Source organism: uncultured Polaribacter sp., assembly GCF_947497125.1.
Lineage (GTDB): Bacteria > Bacteroidota > Bacteroidia > Flavobacteriales > Flavobacteriaceae > Polaribacter.
In genome coordinates, this window is sequence record NZ_CANMFI010000001.1 from 534,770 (window position 1) to 555,715 (window position 20,946).

A 20,946-nucleotide genomic window follows, 5' to 3' on the forward strand; every position below is an offset into this window, starting at 1 on the left:
ATCGAGACCTAATGAACCTCTAAATTGCAATCTAGAAACATTTGTTACTTTATTTTTTTTCCTAATAAATTGGTAGAGACCGTTGTAAAAACAACAATACTAATAGAGCTTAAAGGCATTAATATTGCTGCTATAACCGGTTGTAATTGCCCCGTTATTGCGAAATACAATCCTATTAAATTATAACACAAAGAGAGTATAAAACTGAGTTTTATAATTTTTAAAGCCTTTTTAGAGGCCATAATAAAAGCAGGTATCTTGTTAAATCTAGAAGCATCTAAAATACCATCGCAAGCCGGAGAAAAAATATTAATATTCTCTGATAACGCAATCCCTACATCACTCTGAGCCAAAGCACCTGCATCATTTAAACCATCACCAATCATGGCAACTTTTTTCTGTTCTTTTTGCAATTGAGCAACTACCGTTAATTTGTCTTCTGGCTTTTGATTGAATAATAGCGAAGTATCTTTTGGTAAATTGTCTTGTAAAAAATCTTTTTCACCTTCATTATCACCAGAAACAACAGACAAATTAAATGCATCTTTTAAAGCATTAAAAAGCGACCAGACTCCTTTTCTGTATGAATTTTTGATACTAAACTTACCCTTATAATCACCATTAAAAGAAACATGAACTGCCGTATCTAAACTTGTTTCTTGTAATTCTTGATTTACAAAGGATGCAGCCCCTAATTTTAAACTAGTGTTGTTTTGATGTACAGAAATACCTTTGCCCAAAACTTCCTCAAAACTTGAAATAGCAATGGTTTTTTCTTCTTTAAAATTTCGATACAACGTTCTACTCAAAGGGTGATTAGATGCCCTTAAAGCACTTTTTAAAAGCACTTTTTCTGATATTTTTAAAGGTATACCCGTATATGAAATGGTATTTTCTTTGTGGGTGGTAAGTGTCCCGGTTTTATCGAATATTATTGTATCTATTTGTGCTAATTGCTCGATTACTGTAGTGTTTTTTAGATACAATTTTTGCTTACCAAAAATACGCAACATATTACCCAATGTAAAAGGTGCAGCCAATGCTATGGCACAAGGACAAGCAATTATTAAAACTGCAGTAAATACATTTAAAGCCTTACTAACATCAATAAAAAGCCAAACAATTGTTGCTACAATTGCAATTGATAAAACTGCAACGGTAAAATTTTTACTGATGGTATCTGTAATCGTTTTAAAGGATGATTTGTAGTCTTTACTAAAAACATCATTAGACCAAAGTTGTGTTAAATAACTTTGAGAGACCGAATTTAAAACTTCAACTTCTATGCTGCCAGACAATTGTTTACCACCTGCAAATAACTTGTCTCCAGATTTTTTTAAAACAGGCACCGCTTCACCTGTAACAAAACTATAATCGATTTGCGCTGTTCCGTTTATTAAAATAGCATCTACTGGTAATAATTCTTGATTTCTGATAAGTAACCTATCACCTTTTTCAATGGCATAAATTTGTACGTTTTCTTCTTTACTATTATTAATTCTAGTAACTGCAATCGGAAAATAAGATTTATAATCTCTTTCAAAAGATAAAAAATTATATGTTTTCTGTTGAAAAAACTTCCCTAATAAAAGAAAGAAAACCAACCCTGTTAAGCTATCAAAAAAACCAGTTCCTAAATCGAATACAATTTCTATGGTACTTCTCAAAAAAAGAACAGTAATCCCTAGAGCTATGGGTATATCTATATTTAAAATTTTAGAACGAATCCCTTTATAAGCAGAAACAAAATAATCTTTACTTGCATAAAAAACTACTGGCAATGAAAAAGTAAACATCAACCACCTAAAAACGTTTTTATAAGTTTCTATCCAATAACCATCTACTTCAAAATACTCTGGAAAAGACAAAAACATTACGTTTCCAAAAGCAAAACCAGCTACTCCAAGTTTATACGTTAGGCTTCTATCTACTTTGTTTGAACCACGTTCATAATCTTCTAAACTAATGTAAGGCTCGTAAGCTATGGCACTTAACAGCAATACCACTTCTTTTAGTGTTGTGGTTTCGGAATTATAGGTAATTCGTACTTTTTTCTTTGGAAAATCTACTTGAGAATTTACAATTTCTGACTGTAACTTGTGTAAGTTTTCTAATACCCAAATACAAGAACTGCAATGAATATGAGGAATATACAAGGTAACTATTTGGGTGTTTGTATCTGAAAAATCGAGTAGTTTATCGACTATTTCTTGGGATTCAAGAAAATCGTATTTACCCTTAATTTCGTTTGGTATTGCACCAGGATTGTCTTGAAAATTATAATAACAAGTTAAATCATTATCAGAAAATATTTCATAAACTGTCTTACAACCGTTACAACAGAAATGTTTGTCATCAAACTCTATAACATCATCATTACAAGAATCGCCACAGTGATAACATTGTGTAGCTTTCATATTTACTCTTTTGCCTAGTACAAATGTCTAAGAAATTGCAATCTTAAAATATGATATTTATCAGGTTTTTAATATCTTTGATATCTTATTATTTCCCCACATGCTATGAGTAAATGCCAACAATGTATTATTCGTCAATTTAATTCTCTAAAACACCTTTCTAAAGAAGAGTTGGTAAGAGTTTCTGCTTGTAAAACTTCTAAAATTGTAAAAAAAGGTGAATATCTTTTTGAAGAAGGAACTAGAATAAATGGCATTTTTTGTATTAAAGATGGTATTTGTAAAGTTTCTAAAATGAGTGAGAATGGTAGAAACCAAACTATTAATTTAATTAAAAAAGGAGATTTAATTGGAGAAAGAAGCCTTATTTCTGACGAACCTTCTAACTTAAATGCCATTGCATTGAATGATTTAGAGGTGTGCTTTATACCAAAAGAAGAAATTATTAGAGATTTGAAAAGCAATCCTACATTTACAATGAGTGTATTAAACGACTTGGCCAAAAGTTTAAAAAATTCTGATAATTTTGTTGTAGATATGGCCCAAAAAACGGTAAAACAACGTTTGGCAGAAACACTAATTAAACTAGAAGACAAGTTTGGCACCAATGATGCTGGCATTATTAATTTGCAACTTTCTAGAGATGATTTTGCTAACATTGTAGGTACTGCAACAGAATCTGCTATTCGATTACTATCTGAATTTAAGAAAAAAGAATTGCTAGAGTTTAAAGGAAAAGAAATTAAAATATTAAACCCAAAAGGCTTAGAAAAAATTGCTCAAGGATTTTCTTAAAATTCCATACTTAAAAAAAATAATGAAAATTAACGATTTAATTGGTACCTATCAAATTATTGGTAGCAATCAAAACGAGTCTGAAGATAGTTATAAGGGTACGCTTACCTTATCTTTTGATACTGAAGGTAGAATAGTTGCTAAATGGATCATTAATAAAAGTCAAGAGCAGTTTGGCATTGGTTTTTTTAAAAACAATATTCTAGTCATTAACTTCAATTATATTGGCGAAGAAAACACTCAATATTTTGGCACAGTAGTTTACAAATGCATTACCAAAGATGTATTAGAGGGTTTCTGGTCTGAAGAATATGGAAATCCTGCTTATTTAGGTGAAGAAAATTGTTTTAGGATTGAAAAGGAACAACTTTTGAACTAAAAATTAATCTTAAAGTAATATTATATAAGAAAAAGCTATCTAAAATTTTAGATAGCTTTTATACATTAGAATTACCTGTAGTTTTAAGTTTTAGATTTTAAAATCTATTGAAGTATCTAAAGTTGTTATAGAACTACCGCCAACAAATATTTTAAATTCACCAGATTCTACAATAAACTTACCTGAATTGTCGTAGAAACCTAGTTCTTTTTCAGTTAATGTAAATTCGATTTTTTTAGTTTCTCCGGGTTGTATTTCTATCAAATTAAAACCTTTTAACTCTTTAACAGGTCTGGTTATACTTGCAAATAAATCTTGAATATACAACTGTACAACTTCTTTCCCCTTTAACTTACTGGTATTAGAAACATTTACAGAAACTTTTATCGTGTTATTTTCTTGTTGAACAAGCAAGTCTTTGTATGAAAAGTTTGCATAACTTAAACCATGACCAAACGGATACAATGGCGTGTTTTTTTCATCTTGATAATGCGACCAAAAAACAACATCTTTTTCTGGTAATGTTGGTCTACCTGTATTTTTGTAGTTATAGTAAATTGGTATTTGACCAACATTTCTTGGAAAAGACATTGGTAATTTTCCACTTGGATTATAATCTCCGTACAAAACTTGCGCTATCGCGTTTCCACTTTGTGACCCTAACTGCCAAGCCTCTACAATTGCAGGTATGTTATTATCTGCCCAATTAATTGTTAAAGGTCTTCCGTTGTTTAAAACCAAAACAATATTAGAATTTACTTTGTGTATCGCTTTTAATAAATCTTCTTGTACACCTGGCAAATCTAAATTAGTACTACTTCTACCCTCGCCACTTTGGTAACCAACTTCACCTAAAACCATTACAACAACATCTGCCTTTTTTGCTACTGAAATAGCTTCTGCAAAATCGCTTTTATCTGTGTTGTTAATATAAACTTCAGTAATAAAATCTGTCTTACCTAAAGACACATCTGCTCCTTTTGCATACATCAGTTTGTTACCAGTGTATTGTTGCATACCTTCTAATACAGATACAGCAGAATTGTCTTTTGCTGCAATTCTCCAACTACCTAAAGGACTATTTTTGTCTGAAGCCAAAGCACCAATCAATGCAATTTTTTGACCTTCTTTTTTAAGAGGCAATGTATTGTTTTCATTTTTTAATAAAACAATACATTTTTTTGCCATGTCAAGAGAAGCCTCATGTATTTTTGCACTTCCAATTATTTCTTTCTCACGTGTTTCATCACAATATTTATAAGGATCTTCAAACAGGCCCAACTCAAACTTTACACGTAAAATTCTTTTAGCAGCATCATCTATTAACGTTTCTGAAACTTTACCATCTTTTACCAACGAAGCAAGTTCTTTTACATAGGCATACGATTCCATATCCATATCAGAACCAGCATTTACAGCAATTTCTGCAGCTTGGTTTAAGTCTTTAGCAAAACCGTGAACTTTCATTTCTATAATTGAACCCCAATCAGAAACTACAAAACCTTTGTAATTCCACTTATCTTTTAGAATTTCTCTTTGTAAATAAGCATTTCCTGTTGCAGGAATACCGTTTAACTCGTTAAACGAATTCATAAAAGTTTTTACATCTGCTTTTATTGTAGCTTCAAAAGGTGGAAAAATTATATTATATAACGTAGAAGTACCCACATCTACAGTATTATAATCTTTACCAGATTCAGAAAAACCATAACCTGCAAAATGTTTTGCACATGCAGCAATAGTTCTAGGGTCTGATAAATCTTCTCCTTGAAAGCCTTGTACTCTAGCCATTGCTATTTTACTACCAAGAAAAGGATCTTCTCCGGCTCCTTCCATTACTCTTCCCCAACGTGCATCTCTAGAAATATCTACCATTGGCGCAAAAGTCCAGTTGATTCCTGCTGCTGCAGCTTCTTCAGCCGCCATTTCAGCAGATTTTTTAATCGCTTCTAAATCCCAACTCGCAGATTCTGCTAAAGGAATTGGACTTAAAGTTTCATACCCATGTATAACATCAAAACCAATAATTAAAGGGATACCCAGTCTGGTTTCTTCAACTGCTATTTTTTGAACTGCTTTTACGTCTTTTACACCTCTAACATTTAACATAGAGCCTACCAAACCATTTTTTAAATGGTCGTATTTATCGGCTTGCTCTCCGTTTTTTGGTGATGGACCTGTTACATTCCAAAAACCATTGTATTGGTTCATTTGCCCTATTTTTTCCTCTAAAGTCATTTGAGAAAGTAAACTTTCTACTCTTTGATCTATTGAAGCACTTGGGTCTTTAAAAAGATTTTTATCGTTTTTACATGAAGTAAAAACGATAAAAATTATAACTGCTAATATTTTTTTCATTATTGAAAGACTTTTACATAATCAATTTCCATCATATCTTCTGTAAATGCTGAATCTACAGGGCCTCCTAAAGTACCGCCCATTGCAACATTTAAAATTAAAAAGAAATCTTCATTAAAAGGCAAAGTAGAATCATTTGGCAAAGTATGATATACTTGATCATCTATGGCAAACTTAATTTCTGTTGCAGACCATTCTAAAGTATAATTATGAAACTGAGTTGTAGAAGTCGCTAATTGCGTTGAACTAGAAGGACCACCACCACCAAAATTACCTGGATAATGTAACGTGCTTAACACCGTATTTTTATCTGTTCCTTTTTGTTCCATGATATCAATTTCACCAGAAGCTGGCCAACCAACTGTGCTAAAATTAGCACCTAACATCCAAATTGCTGGCCACGTACCTGCAGAAGCTGGTAATTTTGCTCTTACTTCTACTCTACCATACGTAAATTCATATAATCCCTGAGATTTTAATCTTGCCGAAGAATACGCACTTCCATCTGCTTTGGCTTTAATCTTTAAACTACCACCTTCTACAATTGCATTATCTGTGCTATTTGTATAGGTCTGTAATTCTTGGTTACCCCAACCACCTGCACCTAAATCGTAGGTCCATTTTGTTGCATCTGGCGCTCCATCAGTATTAAAATCATCTTCCCAAACAAGATTTGTATAGGCAGAATTTAAAGTGTTATCTACAATTGATTCATTTGTTAAAACAACAAACCATGCCAAACCGTCTGCTCCTACTGTTTTAAGCAACATCTCTGTTGCAGATCTTGTAATTATTTGATATTGATGATTTCCACCGGTATAGAAGCCTAGGAAACCATTGTTAGAAAGTGTAATTGTCTCTTGACCACTTGGTGCAGTTAATGCCCAAACTCCTTCAAAATCATCTAAAGGATAGTTTTCATATTCGCCACCTGGATTTGCTGTAACACCAATATCTCCTAACTCTTGATCCATTGGTCCTTTTTGGCCAAATATAGTTCCTGTAACATCTTCTACTACGTCATCATTTAAACTATTGGTAACATATTTAATAGTACCATCAACATTAAAAATATACGCATCATCATACATACCTGTAATAGATTTTTCTCCTGGAGCAGCAGCATACCAAATTGGATACGTTTCTTCTGCAGGACCTACACCAAAATGTGCAGGATCTTCAGATTTCACTCTCCAAATCTGAGAACTATCATTGGTTAACATTGTTATTAACTCTGCAGGAGCAGCATAAGTAGACAATACGTCTACAGTTATAATTTTACTTGAACTTACACCACCTGTACCAACTGCAACAACATTTATTGTATAGGTTTGTAAACCTAAGTCGCTAAAATTAAAAGTAGTGATTCCTGAAGGCGCTGCTTTGGCAACTCCTTCAAAGTAATATGTATATGACAATGCATTGTCTGCTGTTGCAGAAAAAGTTACCACACCGCTTCCATCTCCGTTAGGATTTGCGTCATCTGCCCCAAATATATCTGCAGAAACATTAATATTTGTTGGAGGAATAATCTCACCAAATTTGTACTCATTCTCTTGACAACCAAGTAAATTAGCTACCACTAAAACAAATAGTAAATTGAATATTTTAGTTATTTTCATCATAATATTTTTTATTGTTTTACTAATTTATAAGTCCAAAAAGCAGTTCCGTTGCCAACCTCTATTAGCAGTTCCATTTCTGTATTATTATTAGAAAGTGACACTACGGTGTATGTAATTGAATCTGGAGCATCATTTGGATTTGACAACTCATTGGCATTGTTCACTTTTGCCAAACCTATATAAGCACCTTTACCATTTAATTTTATGGTATTGGCTGTAGCATCATATTCGTAAGTTGCAGAAGTAGATCCATCGTGAGGTGTAACTGGAGCACCACAAGCATCTGAACCACCTTGCCAAGCTTCTACCCAAGTATCTGTTCCTAATTTATTTTCAAAATTACCACCAGAAAACACATACTCATCATCAAAATAACAAGCTCTTTGTGTAACACCTGCTGCATCTATAGACCACCACTCTCCACTACCGGCAGCAGGACCTACTTTTAAAGAACCTGCTTCTTCAGCAACTTTCCAAGTACCGTCTATTGGGCTAGAAGCGACGCTTCCATCTTTAACCATTTTATAAGTCCAAAAAACACCAGAACCAGCTTCAACACTAACTTCCATCTCTGTGTTATTGTTAGATAAAGTAATATCATAAGTAATAGAAGAGGTAATTGGCACGTTTGGTAATTCGCCAGTATTTAAAGCTTTTGGTAAACCTAAATAAGAACCTTCACCAGAAATTGTAACTTTATTTGTTGCTGCATCATGAATAAAGGTTGCTTGTCCTCCATTATGAGGAGCTACAGGAGCCCCACAACTATCTGAGCCACCTTGCCAACCTTCTGTCCAGGTTGCTGTTCCTAATTCGTTTTTAAAACTAAAATCTGCACCAAAAACATAAGTATCATCATAATAACAAGCTCTAAGAGCAACACCAGCGTCATCTATAGACCACCATTCTCCGCTTCCTTTAGAAGGACCTACTTTTAATGACCCAGCTTCAGTAGCTACTCTCCAAGTTCCTGTTAATACAGAAGCTGCAGAAGGAGCCTTATAGAAGTATAAATTATCTATAAAAACAGTTCCACCACCTACAAGCTTGAATTGCATAATATCACTAATAGACAAACCTTGATCGGTAAAATCTGTTAGAGGAATATCAAAACTATTCCATTGGTCTGCTACCAAATCTTTGGTTACAAAAAACTCTGCTGAACTTGCACTAATAGGAAAAATATCTATTGAAGTTGCATCTGCTGTCCATACATCTATATGAAGTGTTTCCATAGAAGACGCATCTTGTAGATTTCCAGAAAAATCTATTCCTTGATAATTTAAATTACTATACTGTAACATTTTATCACCATTTAAATCAAACAAAGCATATTGTGTTTGTTGACCCCAATTTGGATAATAATCTACACCTGTAATAGCTGTGTAAGCATCACTAAAAACAGAAATCACATCAATATCGTTTCTTGAAGGAGGTGTTGTTGCAGAAGCCAAAGGAGCTAAAATAGCAGTAACCTCGAAACTTGCTGTATACTCTGTGGTAGCAATAGCACCACCTTTAGCAATTACCTTAATATCATACGTACCTGCATCTGTGTATTGATAATTAATTGTTTCGCCAATGTTTGCAGTTAAAACAGGTTGTGTTACACCAGATTCACCAGAATAAAACTCGTATGTTGTTGCAAAACTTGCCTCTGCAGTTACATTTACTTGTTTAGAAATTGCTGCATCGTTCTCTACAGTAACCACTAAATTTTGTGGTGCTTGAAAAGAAACCACCAGTGGTACTATAACCTCTGCTGTTTTACCTATAGAGTTGTATGCAACCACCTTAACATCATAAGTGCCTTCTGCATAGGTATGTGTTGTACTTTTACCTTGTTCTAACTTTTCTGGTGTTGTAGTTGCATCACCATAAAAAATATTAAAATAAATTGCGCCTTCTGCTGTTGGCATTATAGTTACAACACCCGTATTATCTTGCGTTATGTTGTAAGTTGCAGTAACATTAGAAGGTAAAGGAATGTTTTCTAGAAAATCTAAATTTTCGTTTTCGGTACAAGCACTAATAAAAACTAAAATAATTAGTGCTTTAAATATTGTTTTTAATTGTTTCATATTTTCTAATATTAATATGTTAAATTTTAGTAACCTTCATTTTGAGACCAATTACCTTGTGAGAATTGAATTTCTTCAATTGGAATTGGAAAAACCTCGTTTTTATTAGGTGTAAAACCAGGTATTTCTGATCCTCTACCGGTTCTAACCAAATCGAAAAAATGATGTCCTTCTCCAACTAACTCCACTCTTCTTTCGTGATAAATTGCGTCTGTTAAATCTGAGCCACTCAACGTAATATTATTTGTAGTGTTGCCAAAAGCTCTTTCTCTAACTCTATTTAAAAACAATCTAGCCTTTGTATCATTAGGTATTGCTTTTCTGTTATTTGCTTCTGCTGCCAATAATAAAACATCTGCAAATCGTATGGCTCTGTAGTTGTTTGGATTGGTTAAATTTAAATCTCCTGCAGCATCTGCACTTCTTTTTCTAGGGATGTACTTTCTGTTGAAAAAACCTGTATGCTCATAACCTGTTGTAAAAGTTGCGCCTGTTGTTGTTGCCCAAGCATCTATGTCTAAAATTGCTACTTCTTTACGATTGTCTCCTGCTTCAAATTGATCTACCATTTCTTGGGTAGGAACATTAAAACTAAAACCAGAAGTAAACAAATCTCCAGAATAACCTCTTACTCCCTGAAAACCAACTGCAACATTACCTTCACTACACTGTAAACAACCAAAACCGGCTCCTTGTATGTCTGTATATTGAACTTCAAAAACAGATCCTACTCCATTTTCTCCTTGAAACTCGAAAATTTTATTGTAATCTGTTTCTAACATAAACCCACCGTTAGTAATTACGCTGTCAAATATATCTGAAGCCTCTGTAAACTTTTCTTGGTAAACATATACTTTACCTAACAAAGCCTCTGCAGCAGCTTTTGTTGCTCTACCTACTTGTGGAGTGGTGTATTCTAAATTATCTACTGCATATTTTAAATCTTCTTCTATTAAATTATACACCTCATTTATTGGAGCTCTTGGTATGGTCTTTTCATCACCTACAGAAAAACGACCTTCTGGTTTAATTGGAATTGCACCAAACCATTTTACCAATTCGAAATTATAATACGCTCTTAAAAAACGTGCTTCTCCAATAATTACATTTTTTCCTTCAAAATCTGTTTTGTCTTGATTTTCTATGATATACGCAGCTCTGTTAACACCACCATACATCCAACTCCAAAGATTTTGTAATTGAGAATTTACAGGTGTATGTGTCATGTCATCTATTTGCTGATAACCAGGTACATCTGTTGCACTTTCTCCACCTGCAAGTGTATTGTTAGAAGCTATTTCGCCCATTAATACATTTATAAAGGTAGATTGTAAAGGATCATAGGCAGCAACTAAGGCGTTGTAATAATCTGCTTCTGAATTAAAGAATGATTCAGAATCTTCTGCATACACCTTTGTATTGTCTAAATACTCGTCTGAACAAGCTGTTGTTAAGAACAAACTTGTAATCATCAGTATTAAAATTGATAAATTATTTTGTATTTTTTTCATCTTTCGTTCTTTTTAAAATTCAACATTTAAACCTATAATAAATTGTCTTGCAGAAGGATATGATCCGTAATCTATACCTGCACCAATAGCGCCACCGTTAATTGTTGGATCGAAACCAGAGTAATCTGTAAGAGTAAATAAGTTATTGATGCTTGTGTACAATCTTAACTTAGCAACACCCACTTTTTCTAATGTATTCGGAGAAAAGTTATACCCAATTTGAATGTTTTGCAATCTTAAAAAAGAAGCATCTTCTACAAAAAAGTCTGAAAACAACTTATTATTTGTTGCATCATTAGTTAATCTTGGTACGGAGTTACTTGTTCCTTCGCCAGTCCATCTGTCTAAATAATAGGCTGGTTTATTAACATTTGGTAAAAAACGTTCGTAATTACGTACCATTTCTTTGCCTAATTCTGAATATAAGTATGCACTAAAATCCCAGTTTTTATACCTTCCAGAAAGGTTAAAGCCCATGAAGAAATCTGCTTGTGGTTTTCCTATGTTCGTTCTGTCATTTATATCTATTACGCCATCCTCATTTACATCTTTATATCTAATGTCTCCTGGTGAAGTAACATTTGCTCCTAAATCATTTTGAGAAGGATGTGCATCTATTTCTGCTTGATTTTGAAAAATACCATCTGTTTGCAAACCATAAAAATAACCTATAGACTGCCCTACTTCCATTCTTGATGGAGGCAAATTACCAATAGCAAAAGAACCACCCTCTATAAAAGCACCTCCATTAACATCTGTTACCTCATTTTTAACATAAGTTACATTGTAAGAAAGATTTAAAGAAGCATCTTCTGTATTTATTGCGTTGTAATTAATAGCTAATTCTGCACCCGTATTTTTAGAAGTACCAGCATTTACTGTTGGATTTCCACCTCCAGGAGCGCCTGTTCCTAAAATACCAGAAACCGGAAAATTTTCTATTAACAGATTTTCTCTACTTTCTTCAAAATAATCTGCAACAATAGAAAGCTTATCATTGAAAAAGTTAACATCTAAACCAATGTCTAACTTTACTGCAGTTTCCCATTGCGCTAACGGATTTGGAATTCTACCCTGTGCTGTACCGTCTACCAAAGAACCATCTAAAACATACGTTCCTTCACCACTTAAAAATGACCTGTTTAAATTATTGCCTACTAAGTTTCCTAAAGTACCATAACTTGCTCTTAATTTTAAGAAACTAATAGTTTCATTATCCTTTAAAAAATCTTCATCAGACAACTTCCAACCTGTGGTTGCAGACCAAAAATGATCTACTCTTAAGTTTTTATCAAAAACAGAAGCCGCATCTCTTCTAACTAATCCAGAAAACAAATATTTCCCTTTATAATCGTATTGTAATCTTGAAAAGTAAGAAATCAATCTTAAATCATTAAAACCAGCATTTAAACTTCTTTGTTCGTTTTGAGGATCTGTTAAACTTAAATCTGCAAAATCATACGAATTGTTAGGTACATTTATACCTGTAGCATAAATACCATCAAATAAATCGTTTTGCACACTTGTACCTAAAGTAAAGGTAGTATTGTGGTTTTCTGCAAAGGTTTTTTCATAGTTCGCAAAGTTTTCCCAAACAACTCTTGTAGAGGTTTGTTTGTATTGATAAACAGAACTTTGCAACTGGTTAAACACCTTGCTAGAACCATAAGATTGTATAGGTGTAAAAGTACGTCCTTTATCATTGTATATCTTATAACCTAATCTAGACGTTATAGACAAACCTTCTATAGGTTTATACTCTAACTTAAAGTTTCCTTCTAAACCGTTTCCATTATATTCATTAAATGTATTGTTTAATTGACTTAATGGATTAACAATTTCTATCCCTAAAAAGTTAGCAGTATCATCTTCATCCAAACCAAAAGTTGGTGCAAAATTTAATCCATTAAATAATACTGAGTTATCAAAACCATTAGAGGCAGAAGTATAATAATTTGCAATTACAGAGAAGTTTAACTTGTCTGATAAATCAACTCCTAAATTCAACTTAATATTATTTCTTATAAAGTTAGAGTTTTGTTTGGCAATGATACCCTCTTGCTCAGTTCTAGATGCAGACATAAAATACCTAAAATTTTCGCCACCACCTGCAACACTAATGTTATGGTTCATTAATAGTGCATCATTAAATAATTCGTCCTGAAAATCTGAACCAACACCTAACTGAGATACATCATTGTATGGTAATGATTGCCCACTAACAGCATATGCCTCATTTAAAACTAATGCATATTCTGTTGCATTTAAGTAGTTTAATTTACGAGTTGTTTGCTGTAAAGAAGCAAAAGTTTGATATTTAACTGAAGGTGCTTTATTCTTTTTACCAATTTTAGTGGTAACTAAAACTACACCATTTGCACCTTTAATACCATAAATTGCCGCTTGTGCATCTTTTAAAACCGTTATAGATTCTATATCATTTGGGTTGATACTATTCAAATCTCCCTCATAACCATCTACAATTGTTAAGGGCTGGTTATTTGTGTTAGAACTTACACCACGAATTAAAATGTTAACTTTAGCACCAGGAGCACCAGAAGATAAATTAACAGCCACACCAGAGGTAGTACCTTGTAAAGCGGTTGTTGCATCGATTGGTTTTAAGACCTCAAAGGTTTCTTCTCCTACGATAGAAACAGAACCCGTAACGTCTTTTCTTTTTTGCTTACCATAACCTACTACAATAATCTCATCTAAAGCTTCTGCTTGTATTTCTAATGATACATTTATTGTGGCACTGTTTACAGTTACTTCTTTTTGTTTGTAACCTAAATACCTAAAAACTAATACTGACCCAGAAGTAATATTTTGAAGCGAATACATTCCGTCAAAATCGCTTTCTGCTCCCAATTTAGTTCCTTTAACAATTACACTCACTCCTGGAAGTACATCTCCATTAGCAGCATCTTTTACAACACCCTTTACATTTAAAGTTTGTGCAGTTACAGCAAAACCTATAAATAAAAGAATTAAAAATGTGATTTGTTTTCTCATGAATTAAGAATTTTAATTTTTTGATAAATTTAACACCTTATTGTTATTAAATTAACAAATACCACCACAACAAAAAACATACATAGCAATATTTAGGAAAAATTTACAATGTTTATGTAATATATGTTCAGTTTATTTTATGTGAAAAAAGAAACAAAAAAACCTAATGTTGTGGTAATGTATGGGTAATAAATAACCTTGATGTAGTCTTATATTTCTAAAATATAATTTGTTAAGTTGGCATTGTGGTCTAAATCCATTTTTTTTCTGAGACGATATCTCTTCACTTCTACACTTCTAGGAGAAATATTTAAAAGCGGTGCTATTTCTTTAGAAGTTAAATTTAATCTTAAATAAGCGCACAACCTTAAATCGTTGGGTGTTAATTCTGGGTGTTTTGCTTTAATTTTGTCTAAAAACTTTTTATCTGCATTGTTAAAAGCCTCTTCGAAGAGCTTCCAATCGTCTGTATTGTTTAAATTGGTATCAATTATTTTTACAACTTTGGTAATGTTTTTACCACTACCTTCTAACAATTCATTTTTAATATCATTTAAAAATTCGTTCTTTTTAATAATACTCATTGTAGAGTTTGCCAACTCTCTATTTTTACTCTCAATATCTGCTCTTAGTTTGTCATTATTCAACTTAATAATCTGCTGAGAACTTTCTAAATCTTTTAAAGCAGCTTCTTTTTGTGCCTTTTCTAATAATTCTTTCCGTTGTTTTGCATAGTATATTTTAGAAAAAACGTGCACTAAATAAAAGGAAAGTAGCGCAATTAAAACATAGAGCACAGTCATATATATAGAAATATACCAGGGTTTTTGTATAGAAAAATGATACTCTGAAACATTACTACTTACTACATCTCCTATAATTGCTCTTACTTTAAAAACATATTCTCCGTAAGGTATATTTTCAAATAAAATTGAATTTGCTTCTTGGGGCAAACTCCAGTTTTTATTTAGTCCCACCAATTGATATTGGTACTTTGTAGTATTTACAGTATTAAATATTGGCACACTAAAAGAAAATATAAAGTTGTTCTCTTTGGCACTAAAACTATTTTTTGATAAAATATTAATATTTTTTTTAGGTGAATCTGTTACAAAACTTTTTACATTATTAATGTATACATCAAAATTTTTCTGCTTTTGTAAAGCATCTAAATCAACTTTAAGGTAGCCGTTTGAAGTACCTATTAAATACTCTTCATTATTTAGATGTATAATATTTTCATAACCAGAAGCTGCTTTAGGTATTTTATTTGCCAATGAAATAGTACGTATTTTTGCTCTATCACTCAAAGTTCCTGGAGACACATATTTTATTGAATTCTTTGCAAATAACCAAATTCTATTTTTTGCAGTATCATTTATCAATTTAGCAGAAATAAAAGAATCATCTGTAAAAAGATTACTATGTATGCTATCTTTTAAAAAAGTTTGCTGAGTGTTGTCATATACATACACTCCATTCTTTTTAGCATACAATATTTTATTATTGTGTTTAATAATGCTAGAATGTATTCCTTTTTCTAAAGAGGGTTCAATTTGTACATTTTCTACTTTTTTAAGATCCTTGTCTATCTTTAACTTAAAAACGCCTTTGTATTCATGGTTTATAAAATATTCTGAAGCATTTAATTGAACAACATATTTACTTGAAGTATCAAAACCTGCTATTTTATGGGCATAAAACCAATTGTTATTTTCTTTTTTAAGAACAAATAAACCATCATAACATCCTAGTAAGAGAGTATTTTTATCAATCTGAGTAAAATTCCATGTCCCAGATTTGCCAAATATATTTTTAGCCTTGTTCTGTTTTATAGTAAAAGTACCCGAATCATGTCCACAGAATAATGTAGCATCAATTACGGTAAGATTCCAAACTTGCCCTTCTGTTTTCTCTATAAATTGAAAAGGTTGATTAGAATCTAAATTCTTATAAAACAATCCTTGATTAGTTCCCAAATACAATTTATCATTAAAAACTACAGAAGTGTAAATGGTACCTAAAAAATCCATTTTCTTATTATATGTTTTAAATGCCGATGTATTGTTTATGTAGTTGATACCGTTATCTAAACCCAACCAAATATTTTTATCTCTGTCTTCAAAAACCGATAATATGGTATTGTTGCTTAATCCAGAAAACTGACTTATTGTGTACTTTAAATTACCATTTTTATCTAAGTAAATTAAGCCGTTAGAGACCGTTCCTATGGCAAAACCATTGTCTGTTAATTTGGAAACACTATATACTTTTTTATGCTCTAGAATAGTTGCATCGGGTAAGTTCCATTTTTGTATGATTCCTTTTACTATTGAATAAAAACCATCTTCTTCAGTTAAAAAGAACAAGCGATTGTCTTTTTCAAAAAAATTAACAATTAATTTCTCTTTTACAAAACGTGAGTTAGAAACTAATTTTGGGTGTCCGTTTTCAATTTTAAAAACACCTTTATTAAGCTCTTGATAATAAATAACATCTTCTACTTTAGATATTTTTTGGATTCTGTTCTCAGACTCAATAATATTAATTTCTGAAGTGCTTATATTGTAAAGATAGATTCTTTGTAAAGACTTAAATAGTATCCAACCATCTAACTCTACGATATGCCAAACTTGCTCATCTTCTAACATTTGTATTTGCAACTTTTCTACCAAAGAGGTAAATATTAAAGTTCCAAATTCATCTTTTTCCCAGAATCCAAAATCCATATAAAAACCTGTAAAAACTTTTTTATCAATTGCTTTTACAGAACGCATTATGGTTTCATTAGGTGTTTCATATAAATTCCAAGAAGCTCCGTTAAACTCTAAAAGTCCTTTACTATTTGCAACGTAAATAAATCCTTTTGCATCTTGTGAAATTGCCCAGTTTTGGTTTTCTGCTTTATAGTCTTCTGATGTAAATATTTGTATTGGCGGAATTTCTTGTGAGTAACATAGTGATATGAAGAATAAAAAAAGAAACTTAAAATATTTTACTCTTAAAAAATGTATCATCTATATCTTTTTTTGTTGTGCTAAATTTATGTGTAAAATATTTTATTTCAATAATTTACATATTTACAAATATACCTGTGTATAGTTTTTAAAGCATATAAATTTACACGTAAACTTTGGTTTAAACAAGTTTAATAAAAAAAACCGTAACATAATTACGGTTTTTATTTAAACAAAATAAGTTTTAAGCATCAAAAAAAAATAAAAATTTATATTTTTTCTAATAAAACAATATTAAAAGCTGAGTGTAATTTTACCTTTCCATCAATAACTTTTAACGTTTTATTTGAGTAAAAATCTCTTAACAACGCACCATTTTTAAATATTGATGACACCTTTATTTCTATGGGTTCTTTGGGCAAGTTTAAACCGACAATTACTTTGTCATTATTTCTAACTCTAGAAAAAACCAAACCATTGGCATCTGAAATAAGTTGATGTCTACCGGCTCCAATAGCCATATGGTTTGCTCTAAACTGTCCTATTTTTTGCCAATGAGTAAGTATCTTTTGTGCAGTTTCATTATTTCTTATTTCATTCCAATTCATAAAAGACCTTAAAGTAGCATCTCCAACAGTTCCTTCTATCGTTAAATCTCTTGCAGTTTCATCACCATAATATACTTGCGAAGTTCCTGGTGTTAACAACAACATTTCTGCTGTTTTATAAGGTTGTATTCTTTCTTTATCAAAAGGTTGCCCATCATCATGTGAAGTCATATAATTTAAGACACCATACCCTTTTAACTCTGTGTTTAAGATAGAATCATACTTAACAAACACCTCATTTGCTGATAATTGCTTTACATTCCATTTAAGCTCAAAATTGATTAAACTATTGAATGCTTTGTCAAAATAATTTACCTTTTTATCACCAAAATCGTATGCTTTTCCGTGAGAAATCGCATAATTATATACCTCGCCAACCAAATAAAAATTATTATTATCTAACACTTTTTCTGGATTGTTTTTCTTGTAATTGTCAAAAGCAACATCACACTCTTGTTTAAATTCTTGCCATACAAATTCTTCAGTATGTTTTACGGTATCTACTCTGTAACCATCAATACCAAATTCTGTAATGTAATCTGTTAGCCATTTTATAATGTAAAAACGGGGTGCTCTTGGGTAGTTAGTTCTTTCAAAAAAAGCATCTAACTCACTCATTTCTTGCTCTAAACGCCCTTCTGCTTTCCATTTAGCAACCAATTGAGGTGGCAAATCAACTGCTGTATTGCTTTCTGTTTTAATATCTGGCAAGTTTTTAACCAAGGTACAAGCAGTAGTATTTTCATAAGAATCGTATGAGCAATGCGGCTCGGTTCTTACCCACTCTTCTGGCCAAACAGTATCTTGTTCTGTAACCGGACCTGTATGATTTATAACGGCATCTAATAAAATTCGAATTCCTTTTTTATGAGCCAATTCTACCAATTCCTTTACATCTTCTTTGGTACCAAAATTTGGATCAATAGCTGTCCAATCTTTTGTCCAATATCCATGATAACCGTAAGAAACGCCTGTTCCTTCATCTGTAGCTCCATGAATTTGCTCTACAATTGGGGTCATCCAAATAGCATTAATCCCCAAATCTGTAAAGTAACCTTCTTTTATTTTTTGAATGATTCCCTTAATATCTCCTCCTTTAAAACCTCTTAAAGTTCCCGTTTCTCTTGTTCTATTAAAGTTTACATCATTAGACGGATCTCCGTTATTAAAACGATCGGTTAACAGAAAATAGATGTTAGCGCCTTCCCAAACAAATTCTTTTTTTGCAATTTCTTGCACATTATTTTTATCTGGTGATTTTTGTTGACAACTAAACATTGACACTAAAAAAAGGAAGAAAAATATTTTTTTCATAAAATTATTTTATTGAAGTTTTAAAATGAACGACTCTAAAGCATCTATTTCTATCAAAATAGTTCCTTCAGAATTTTCTACCTCTAAAGTAAACATTTTTGAATTATAGAGCATATCTTTTAATTGATATTTACCATCTTTTAAATTCCATTTTGCTAAAATTTCTGAAGGAATTTTTAAGGCAAATTTCTGGGGATTTTCAGCGTCAAAATTAGCTAAAACAACTAATTTTTCAGCATCAGAATATCTAACAAAAGAAAGTACTTTAGAGGTATAATTTTGGGTAGCATTTCTATTATACTGATGAATGTCTTCATAATCGCCCATTAATGCCTCTGAGTTGATCGTAAAATTAAGCAAACGCTTGTAAAATTCTCTTAAATCTGTTTCTTCTATTGTAGATTGACCACCATCAAACTGTTTGTTATTAACCCATCTTTGCAAACTTGGCACTCCCACATAATCAAATATTGAAGTTCTAGAAGGAGTTCCAAAACCAGCATTTTCAGAACCATCTTCACCAAACTCTTGGCCAAAATAAAGCATGGTTGGTGCAGAAGAAATGGTTGCAGAAACTACCATGGCTGGCTTCCCTTTTAAAGCATTTCCTGCAAACTCTTTACTTGCAATTCTCTGCTCATCATGGTTTTCTAAAAAATGCAACATGTTGTGTTCTATATCTTTTAAATCTTCTTGTATTGGTGGTATATTATCGGTTAAACCATGCCCTTGCATTATGTGTTTTATGGTGTCGTATAACTGCACTTTATCATACAAATAATCCATTTTTCCTTTTCTAATATAATCTCTGTACAAAGATGGATTGTAAACTTCTGCCAATAAAAATGCCTCTGAATTTTTCATTTTAATTGCAGAGTTCATAAAACTCCAAAACTCTACAGGAACCATTTCGGCCATATCAAAACGGAAACCATCCACGCCTTTCTCTAACCAATACAGTGCAATATCTCTAAATTTTATCCAAGAATCTGGTACTCTTTTTCCTTGCCAAAATTCAAAATGCTTTTTATAATCTTCATTTTCAAAACCAACAGGCAATTCGTCAAAGTCTTTTTTTCCTTCAGGTGAAATTCCGTAATTTACTTTTACAGTTTCATACCAATCATAAAAATTTGGTTTCGAAGCTCTAGAACCATTTCCAGTCCATTTTGCTGGGTTTTCATCAAATTTCTTATCAGATAATGGCTGTTTTTCTCCTCCTAAAGGCAGATATCCATTTAAAAAATCGGGCACCTCAAAAGAAGTATTTGGCACATAATAAAAATTATTATCTATTGCATAAGCTACAGAAGTATCATCTGTTGCACCAAAATCTTTAGTACCTTCCGGATTTGTTAAACTCTGATAATTTCTAGCAACATGGTTTGGGACAATATCAATAATAACTTTTAATTTAGCTTTGTGAGAACGCGCAATCAATGCTTCAAATTCTTTCAAACGATTGCTTACATTTTCTGCCAAATCAGGATTTACATTGTAATAATCTTTTACTGCATAAGGAGAACCTGCTCTTCCTTTTACGACATCAGGATCGTCGTTAGAAATACCGTATGCAGTATAATCTCTTATTACATTATGGTGTGGCACACCTGTGTACCAAATATGCGTAATGCCTAAATCTTTAATTTCTAATAGGGCTTTGTCTGTAAAGTCATTAAATTTTCCAACACCATTTTCTTCAATAGTACCCCAAGGTTTATTGGTTGTATTGGTATTGCCAAACAAACGTGTAAAAGCCTGATAAACAACTACTTTATTTTTATCTTTTTCTTGCATCACTTTCTTTTCTTCTTTTTTATTGGTTTCACAACTTGCCATACTTATTAAAACCACAACTGCTAAAGCACTGTATATTTTTTTCATTC

At 32.0% G+C, this 20,946-nt stretch carries 11 protein-coding genes; 2 read left to right on the forward strand and 9 right to left on the reverse strand.

The features are described from left to right. Positions 1 to 44: 44 nt before the first annotated feature. On the reverse strand, positions 45 to 2,417 hold the full coding sequence (locus Q0678_RS02475) for a heavy metal translocating P-type ATPase metal-binding domain-containing protein (protein ID WP_299053377.1): 2,373 nt from the start codon (positions 2,415 to 2,417) through the stop codon (positions 45 to 47). Between the two features lie 105 nt (positions 2,418 to 2,522). Between Q0678_RS02475 and Q0678_RS02480 the strand changes: the two genes are divergently transcribed. Next, positions 2,523 to 3,212, forward strand: a complete 690-nt coding sequence (locus Q0678_RS02480; protein ID WP_299053379.1) for a Crp/Fnr family transcriptional regulator — start codon at positions 2,523 to 2,525, stop codon at positions 3,210 to 3,212. Between the two features lie 22 nt (positions 3,213 to 3,234). Further along, on the forward strand, positions 3,235 to 3,591 hold the full coding sequence (locus Q0678_RS02485) for a hypothetical protein (protein WP_299053382.1): 357 nt from the start codon (positions 3,235 to 3,237) through the stop codon (positions 3,589 to 3,591). A gap of 90 nt (positions 3,592 to 3,681) precedes the next feature. On the opposite strand, the gene bglX is transcribed toward Q0678_RS02485, so the two are convergent. The 8 genes from bglX to Q0678_RS02525 form a co-directional block, all read right to left on the reverse strand. After that, complete coding sequence (bglX, locus tag Q0678_RS02490) at positions 3,682 to 5,949, reverse strand: beta-glucosidase BglX (protein WP_299053385.1); 2,268 nt, start codon at positions 5,947 to 5,949, stop codon at positions 3,682 to 3,684. After that, positions 5,949 to 7,574 carry a glycoside hydrolase family 16 protein gene (locus tag Q0678_RS02495; protein WP_299053388.1) on the reverse strand — a complete coding sequence of 542 codons (1,626 nt, stop codon included), beginning with the start codon at positions 7,572 to 7,574 and terminating at the stop codon, positions 5,949 to 5,951. The genes bglX and Q0678_RS02495 overlap by 1 nt, the downstream gene beginning before the upstream one ends. Positions 7,575 to 7,582: 8 nt before the next feature. Continuing rightward, positions 7,583 to 9,655: a hypothetical protein gene (locus Q0678_RS02500; RefSeq protein WP_299053391.1), complete on the reverse strand. Its 2,073-nt coding sequence runs from the start codon at positions 9,653 to 9,655 to the stop codon at positions 7,583 to 7,585. Between the two features lie 26 nt (positions 9,656 to 9,681). Further along, positions 9,682 to 11,127: a RagB/SusD family nutrient uptake outer membrane protein gene (locus Q0678_RS02505; protein ID WP_299053773.1), complete on the reverse strand. Its 1,446-nt coding sequence runs from the start codon at positions 11,125 to 11,127 to the stop codon at positions 9,682 to 9,684. A 51-nt stretch (positions 11,128 to 11,178) separates the two neighbouring features. Continuing rightward, on the reverse strand, positions 11,179 to 14,181 hold the full coding sequence (locus Q0678_RS02510; RefSeq protein ID WP_299053394.1) for a TonB-dependent receptor: 3,003 nt from the start codon (positions 14,179 to 14,181) through the stop codon (positions 11,179 to 11,181). 209 nt (positions 14,182 to 14,390) lie between these two features. Continuing rightward, the gene (locus tag Q0678_RS02515; RefSeq protein WP_299053397.1) at positions 14,391 to 17,198 is read right to left on the reverse strand and encodes a triple tyrosine motif-containing protein; all 2,808 of its coding nucleotides are present in this window, start codon (positions 17,196 to 17,198) and stop codon (positions 14,391 to 14,393) included. 209 nt (positions 17,199 to 17,407) lie between these two features. Beyond that, positions 17,408 to 19,060, reverse strand: a complete 1,653-nt coding sequence (locus Q0678_RS02520) for an alpha-amylase family glycosyl hydrolase (RefSeq protein WP_299053400.1) — start codon at positions 19,058 to 19,060, stop codon at positions 17,408 to 17,410. A 9-nt stretch (positions 19,061 to 19,069) separates the two neighbouring features. After that, positions 19,070 to 20,944 carry an alpha-amylase family glycosyl hydrolase gene (locus Q0678_RS02525; RefSeq protein ID WP_299053403.1) on the reverse strand — a complete coding sequence of 625 codons (1,875 nt, stop codon included), beginning with the start codon at positions 20,942 to 20,944 and terminating at the stop codon, positions 19,070 to 19,072. Between the last annotated feature and the right edge of the window lie 2 nt (positions 20,945 to 20,946).

Bases quoted from the DNA above. Each gene is read 5' to 3' on its own strand.
- Q0678_RS02525 (WP_299053403.1), bottom strand. From the start codon at position 20,944: ATGAAAAAAATATACAGTGCTTTAGCAGTTGTGGTTTTAATAAGTATG.
- bglX (WP_299053385.1), bottom strand. From the start codon at position 5,949: ATGAAAAAAATATTAGCAGTTATAATTTTTATCGTTTTTACTTCATGT.
- Q0678_RS02475 (WP_299053377.1), bottom strand. From the start codon at position 2,417: ATGAAAGCTACACAATGTTATCACTGTGGCGATTCTTGTAATGATGAT.
- Q0678_RS02480 (WP_299053379.1), top strand. From the start codon at position 2,523: ATGAGTAAATGCCAACAATGTATTATTCGTCAATTTAATTCTCTAAAA.
- Q0678_RS02500 (WP_299053391.1), bottom strand. From the start codon at position 9,655: ATGAAACAATTAAAAACAATATTTAAAGCACTAATTATTTTAGTTTTT.
- Q0678_RS02505 (WP_299053773.1), bottom strand. From the start codon at position 11,127: ATGATTACAAGTTTGTTCTTAACAACAGCTTGTTCAGACGAGTATTTA.
- Q0678_RS02495 (WP_299053388.1), bottom strand. From the start codon at position 7,574: ATGATGAAAATAACTAAAATATTCAATTTACTATTTGTTTTAGTGGTA.
- Q0678_RS02510 (WP_299053394.1), bottom strand. From the start codon at position 14,181: ATGAGAAAACAAATCACATTTTTAATTCTTTTATTTATAGGTTTTGCT.
- Q0678_RS02485 (WP_299053382.1), top strand. From the start codon at position 3,235: ATGAAAATTAACGATTTAATTGGTACCTATCAAATTATTGGTAGCAAT.
- Q0678_RS02515 (WP_299053397.1), bottom strand. From the start codon at position 17,198: ATGATACATTTTTTAAGAGTAAAATATTTTAAGTTTCTTTTTTTATTC.
- Q0678_RS02520 (WP_299053400.1), bottom strand. From the start codon at position 19,060: ATGAAAAAAATATTTTTCTTCCTTTTTTTAGTGTCAATGTTTAGTTGT.